The sequence below is a fragment of the Caballeronia sp. genome, assembly GCF_028292365.1.
In the GTDB taxonomy this organism is placed as follows: domain Bacteria; phylum Pseudomonadota; class Gammaproteobacteria; order Burkholderiales; family Burkholderiaceae; genus Caballeronia.
In genome coordinates, this window is the sequence record NZ_JAQGMM010000568.1 from 1 (window position 1) to 5,294 (window position 5,294).

Consider the following 5,294-nt stretch of genomic DNA (forward strand, 5'->3'; position numbering starts at 1 on the left):
ACGTGCCGAACGGATCCGGGCTGACAACCGACAGGTTCTTCACCGCGAGCTTCACGTCGCCCGGCGTATGTTCGCGACGTGTGTAGTCGGGCAGCGAATGACCGACCATCAGTTGTGCGAGCGATGCATGGGTCTCTTGGCGCGGATCGACGCGCCCCGTCACCCGGCCGCCACGCATGACGGTCGCGGTCTGACACAGCGCCTGGATTTCATCGAGCTTGTGGCTGATATAGAGAATGCTGCATCCCTCCGACGCCAGCCTTCTCAGCACCGTAAAGAGCTTCTTGACCGCTTGCGGCGTGAGCACGGACGTGGGTTCGTCCATGATCAGCAGGCGCGGATTCTGCAGCAGACAGCGCACGATCTCGACGCGCTGACGTTCGCCCACCGCGAGACTGTGTACGTGGCGTTGCGGATCGACATCGAGTCCGTAATCCGCCGATACCTCGCGAATCCGCTTGCCAAGCGTCTTCAGATCGAATTTATCGTCGAGCGCGAGGGCGATGTTCTCGCCCACCGTCAGCGTATCGAAAAGCGAAAAGTGCTGGAACACCATGCCGATGCCCAGCTTTCGCGCTGCCGCCGGACTGCCAATCTCGACCGTCTCGCCGTTCCACTGAATCTCGCCTTCGTCCGGCCGCACCGCGCCGTAGATGATCTTCATCAGCGTGGACTTGCCCGCGCCGTTCTCGCCGAGCACCGCGTGGATTTCACCCGGCTCGACGACGAGCGTCACGTCGTCATTGGCCTTGACGGCGGGATATTGCTTGCTGATGCCGTGGAGCGCGAGGCGCGATGTAAGCGCACCGCCCGGCTGAATGGATGAGGAAATGGCGTCGCCCATGTGGACTCAGAAAGTGCGGAAATTGCGCAAAACCGGGATGACCGGCATGGCAGCAACGGAAACATGCAATCTGCGAGTAAAAGATACCCAAAACGGTGCGGGCCGTCGATTACTCAAAATAGTGCGCGCAATTAGCAACAGCACGGTGTTGCGCAGCTTGCAACGAATGTGCTTGCGGGTATGCCCAGCTTGACGGAAACAATGTGTCATATTAAAAACGATATGTTCTGCACCCTGGTCGATCAGCCTGACCGTATATTGGAGAGAAGATGAGTCAGCAACGCGAAGCGATCGACACTTACCTGTTACGCGTCCTTCACACCCTCTTGATGGAGCGCAGCGTTACGCGCGCGGCCGTCAAGCTGAATCAGTCACAACCTGCGATCAGCGCGGCACTCAGGCGCCTGCGCGACATCACGGGTGATCCGCTGCTCGTGCGCGGCAAAGCGGGCATGGTGCCGACCGAGTACGGCCTGCGCCTGCTCGAACCCACCCAAAACGCGCTACGCGAAATCGAACGCATCAAGGTCCAGCAGCACAACTTCGAACCGTCTACTTCGGTGCGCTGTTACCGCATTGGCTGCCCGGATTATCTGAACGTGCTGTTCGTACCGACCGTGGTCGAGCGCTTTCGTATAGCCGCGCCCAACGCCACGCTCGAATTCCATTCGCTTGGCCCCGCCTTTGACTACGAACTCGCGCTGGAGGAAGGCAAGCTCGATATCGTGGTGGGCAACTGGCCCGAGCCGCCTGAACAACTGCATCTCTCGAATCTTTTTGTCGACAAGATTGTTTGTCTCGTCAGTTCGAATCACCCGTTTGCCCGCCGCGGCGCGCTCACGCTTGATCAATATCTCAACGCGCCGCACCTCGCACCCACGCCGTATTCCGTGGGCCAGCGCGGTGCGATTGATGTGCATCTGGCGCGCGAGCGGCTCAAGCGCCATGTGGTCGTTACGCTGCCCTACTTCAATCTCGCGCCGTACGTGCTGATCAAGTCGGATCTCGTGTTCACCACCACGCGGCTGTTCGCCGATCACTACGCCAAGTTCTTGCCGCTGACGGTGGTGCCTGCACCGCTCGATTTCCCGCCGATGCAGTACTACCAGCTGTGGCACGAGCGCTGCCATTACTCCGACGAAGTGCGGTGGCTGCGCCATCTCGTTGCCGATGCCACACGCTCGCTGATCGAAGCGCCTTGACCTTGAATCCTGGTTAGTTGGCCATCGCGATCAACTGGCCGGCCAGCCGGTTGTGACGTTCGACGATCGGTCCAAGATCGACCGTCGTCAACTGGCCGTGGCGTACCACCACGCGACCGTCGATAACACTCGTCGATACCTGCGATGGCGCGCAGAACACCAGCGCCGCAACGGGATCGTGCAACGCGCCCGCAAAGCCGTGCTGGCTCAGATCGAAGGAAACGAAATCGGCTGCCATGCCGGGCGCCAACGCGCCGATATCATCCCGGCCCAGCACCTTCGCACCGCCCAGCGTCGCGATTTCGAGCGCTTCGCGTGCGCTCATGGCGTCGGGACCGAAACCCACGCGCTGCAATAACAAGGCTTGGCGCACTTCGGCGACCATCTGCGCGCCGTCGTTCGATGCCGATCCATCTACACCAATACCAACGCTCACGCCCGCGTCCCGCATCGCCCGGATGGGCGCAATGCCGGATGCCAGCCGCATGTTCGAACACGGGCAATGCGCGACGCCCGTCCCCGTACGCCCAAACAACTCGATACCCGCACGGTCCAACTGCACACAATGCGCGTGCCAGACATCCGGTCCGACCCAGCCTAAATCTTCCGCATACTCGGCCGGCGACATGCCGAACTTCTCGCGGCTGTATGTGACATCGTTCACGTTCTCGGCCAGATGCGTATGCATCGATACCCCGTATTCGCGCGCCAGCAGCGCCGAATCACGCATCAGCTCACGGCTGACAGAGAACGGCGAGCAGGGAGCCACGACAACACGCAGCATCGCGTAGCGGCCTTCATCGTTATACGTTTCGATCAGGCGCTGCGTGTCCTTCAGGATCGCGTCTTCTTTCTCGACCACTGAATCGGGCGGCAGGCCACCGTCCTTCTGCCCGACGCTCATGCTGCCTCGCGCTGCATGAAAACGCATGCCGATCTGCTGCGCCGACGCAATGCTGTCGTCCAGGCGCGCGCCATTCGGATAAATGTAGAGATGGTCGCTCGACGTCGTGCAGCCTGAGAGCAGCAATTCGGCCATGGCGGTCAGCGTCGACACCTCGATCATCTCGGGCGTCAGGTTCGCCCAGATTTTGTACAGACTGGTGAGCCAGCCGAACAACTCGGCGTTCTGCGCAGCCGGGACGGCCCGCGTAAGGCTCTGGTACATGTGGTGATGCGTGTTGACCAGGCCGGGAATCACCAAATGGCCTGACAGGTCCAGCACCTCGTCCGCTTCTTGCGGCAAGTCGCTCGTTGGGCCGACCTGCGTGACCCGGTTACCTTCGATGAATAAACCGCCGTTGAGAATTTCGCGTCGCGTCTCGTCCATGGTCACGAGCACGTGCGCGTTCTTGACCAGCAACGTCCGGGGTTTCTGTTGCATGCCGATCTCCGCTATTTCACTGTTTTACCGAGGGCGCAAAAACACAAAAGCACCACGTGAATCCGCGCCTGTTACCCGGTTACCCAGCGTCGATCGCCGTCTTCGGGATGCCCAGCGATTCGCGCTATGTGAGGCCGCGCTGGCCGCTGTGCAAGACGCTACTGTCCGTAGCCAAAAAGCCCCTGACAATGCGCACACTGCCATAGTTGTCTTCACGGACTCGATATGATCGTGAATTTTGGCTCGCGTAGCATCGCCGGGAAGCGGTGGAAAGGGCTGAAACCGGGCGGGAACGCTGACGTTTTCTTTACGAAAGCGCAATAAGCGGGCAGACGATATGTGCTGGCGATTATCTTGCCTATCGCGCGCGTTATGATCACCGCAACTTTTTACAATGGCGTACACGGCGCGCATCCTCTCACGCCGACGGGTATGTAGCCACGCTTGTGGAGCCTCGATCCGCCGCTGATTGTCAGAACACAGGCGAGAACTCAGACGGTTCGATGCGCAGCCGCTCCTCGCACACTATAAGGACAACGCGAATGGGCAAGCTCACAACCCACGTACTCGATACCGCGCACGGCCGCCCTGGCGCCGGTATCAAGGTCGAACTTTTCGTGCTGACCGGCGACGCCCGGCGCGCGCTTCTCACCACGCACACCAACTCGGATGGCCGTTGCGACGCCCCGTTGCTGCAGGACGACGCGTTTGTCGCCGGCGAATACGAACTCGTGTTCCACGCCGGTGATTATTTCGCGGCGAGCGGCGTGGATCTCCCAGAGCCGCGCTTTGTGGACCGGGTGGCGTTGCGCTTTGGTATTGCCGACCCGACGTCGCACTATCACGTGCCACTGCTGGTATCGCCTTGGGCATACAGCACGTATCGCGGTAGCTGAGTTTTTATCTGACGCACAGTGTGTTGGCTGACGCTTGTTCCTCTCGCGTCCGTCAGATGAATCGATAACAAAATTTGTAGTGGAGACGTTTCATGCAAGGCTTTATTGTTGACTGGCTAAATCTCGCTTTGCGCTGGCTGCACGTGGTGGTGGCGATTGCGTGGATTGGTGAGTCGTTTTATTTCGTGACGCTCGACAACAGCCTGAAGCCGCCGAAAGATCCCGCTGCGACCAGACGTGGTGTGTTTGGCGAGTTGTGGCACGTGCATGGCGGCGGCTTTTACAACATGCAGAAGTACACGGTTGCGCCGCCGAACATGCCCGACGACCTGCACTGGTCGAAGTGGCCTTCGTACACCACGTGGATGTCCGGCTTTGGCCTGTTCATGGTGTTGTACCTGTTCTCGCCGAGTACTTATCTCATCGACAAGAACGTGCTCGATATGGGGCCCGTGGTCGCGGTTTCATCGGCACTGGGCTTCCTGCTGGCGGGCTGGATCGTGTATGACTCGCTGTGCCGCTTGCTGGGCAATCGCGACGGATTGCTCGGGATCTGCGTAGGCGCTTATGTGATCATCGCGGCGTGGCTTGCGTGCCACGTGTTTGCCGGGCGTGCTGCGTATTTGATCACGGGCGCGATGTTGGCCACGATCATGTCGGCGAACGTATTTTTCGTGATCATTCCCGGTCAACGCAAGATGGTCGCTGCCATGCTCAAGGGCGAGGTGCCCAATGCCATTTATGGCAAGCGTGGCAAGCAGCGTTCGGTGCACAACAGAAGTACAATCCTCGCATTTCCCGGGCCCAGTTCCCCGTCAGGAGCCGGGTAGCCTCCCAAAATCCAGCGGCGGCCAGGATGCCCGCGATCTGCGTCAGAACGGCCGCGACAGAGAAGTTCTTGCTCCCCATCTGCCGTTCCAACGGCAAGCATGCCAGAAGCACAAGCGCCGTTCCCACCACGTAGCCGA

The 5,294-nt window shown here is 60.0% G+C and carries 4 protein-coding genes and 1 pseudogene; 3 read left to right on the forward strand and 2 right to left on the reverse strand.

The features are described 5' to 3' along the window. Window positions 1-844 (reverse strand): ATP-binding cassette domain-containing protein (locus tag JWR14_RS33530; RefSeq protein ID WP_299718042.1); only part of this gene is annotated, 844 nt, incomplete at its 3' end. Window positions 845-1,113: 269 nt separating this feature from the next. On the opposite strand from JWR14_RS33530, the gene JWR14_RS33535 reads away from it, so the two are divergent. Then, a complete protein-coding gene (locus tag JWR14_RS33535; protein WP_047896764.1) occupies window positions 1,114-2,046 on the forward strand; it encodes a LysR substrate-binding domain-containing protein in 933 nt (310 codons plus the stop codon). A gap of 13 nt (window positions 2,047-2,059) precedes the next feature. On the opposite strand, the gene JWR14_RS33540 is transcribed toward JWR14_RS33535, so the two are convergent. Then, entirely contained in the window at window positions 2,060-3,430 is a 1,371-nt protein-coding gene (locus JWR14_RS33540) for an 8-oxoguanine deaminase (protein WP_299718048.1), read from the reverse strand. 542 nt (window positions 3,431-3,972) lie between these two features. Here JWR14_RS33540 and uraH point away from each other — a divergent pair. Together uraH and JWR14_RS33550 are read left to right on the forward strand one after the other, a co-directional pair. Next, window positions 3,973-4,326: a hydroxyisourate hydrolase gene (gene uraH, locus JWR14_RS33545; RefSeq protein ID WP_299718050.1), complete on the forward strand. Its 354-nt coding sequence runs from the start codon at window positions 3,973-3,975 to the stop codon at window positions 4,324-4,326. 92 nt (window positions 4,327-4,418) lie between these two features. Beyond that, window positions 4,419-5,102: pseudogene (locus JWR14_RS33550) on the forward strand (urate hydroxylase PuuD); the annotation flags it as partial. Window positions 5,103-5,294 lie beyond the last annotated feature (192 nt).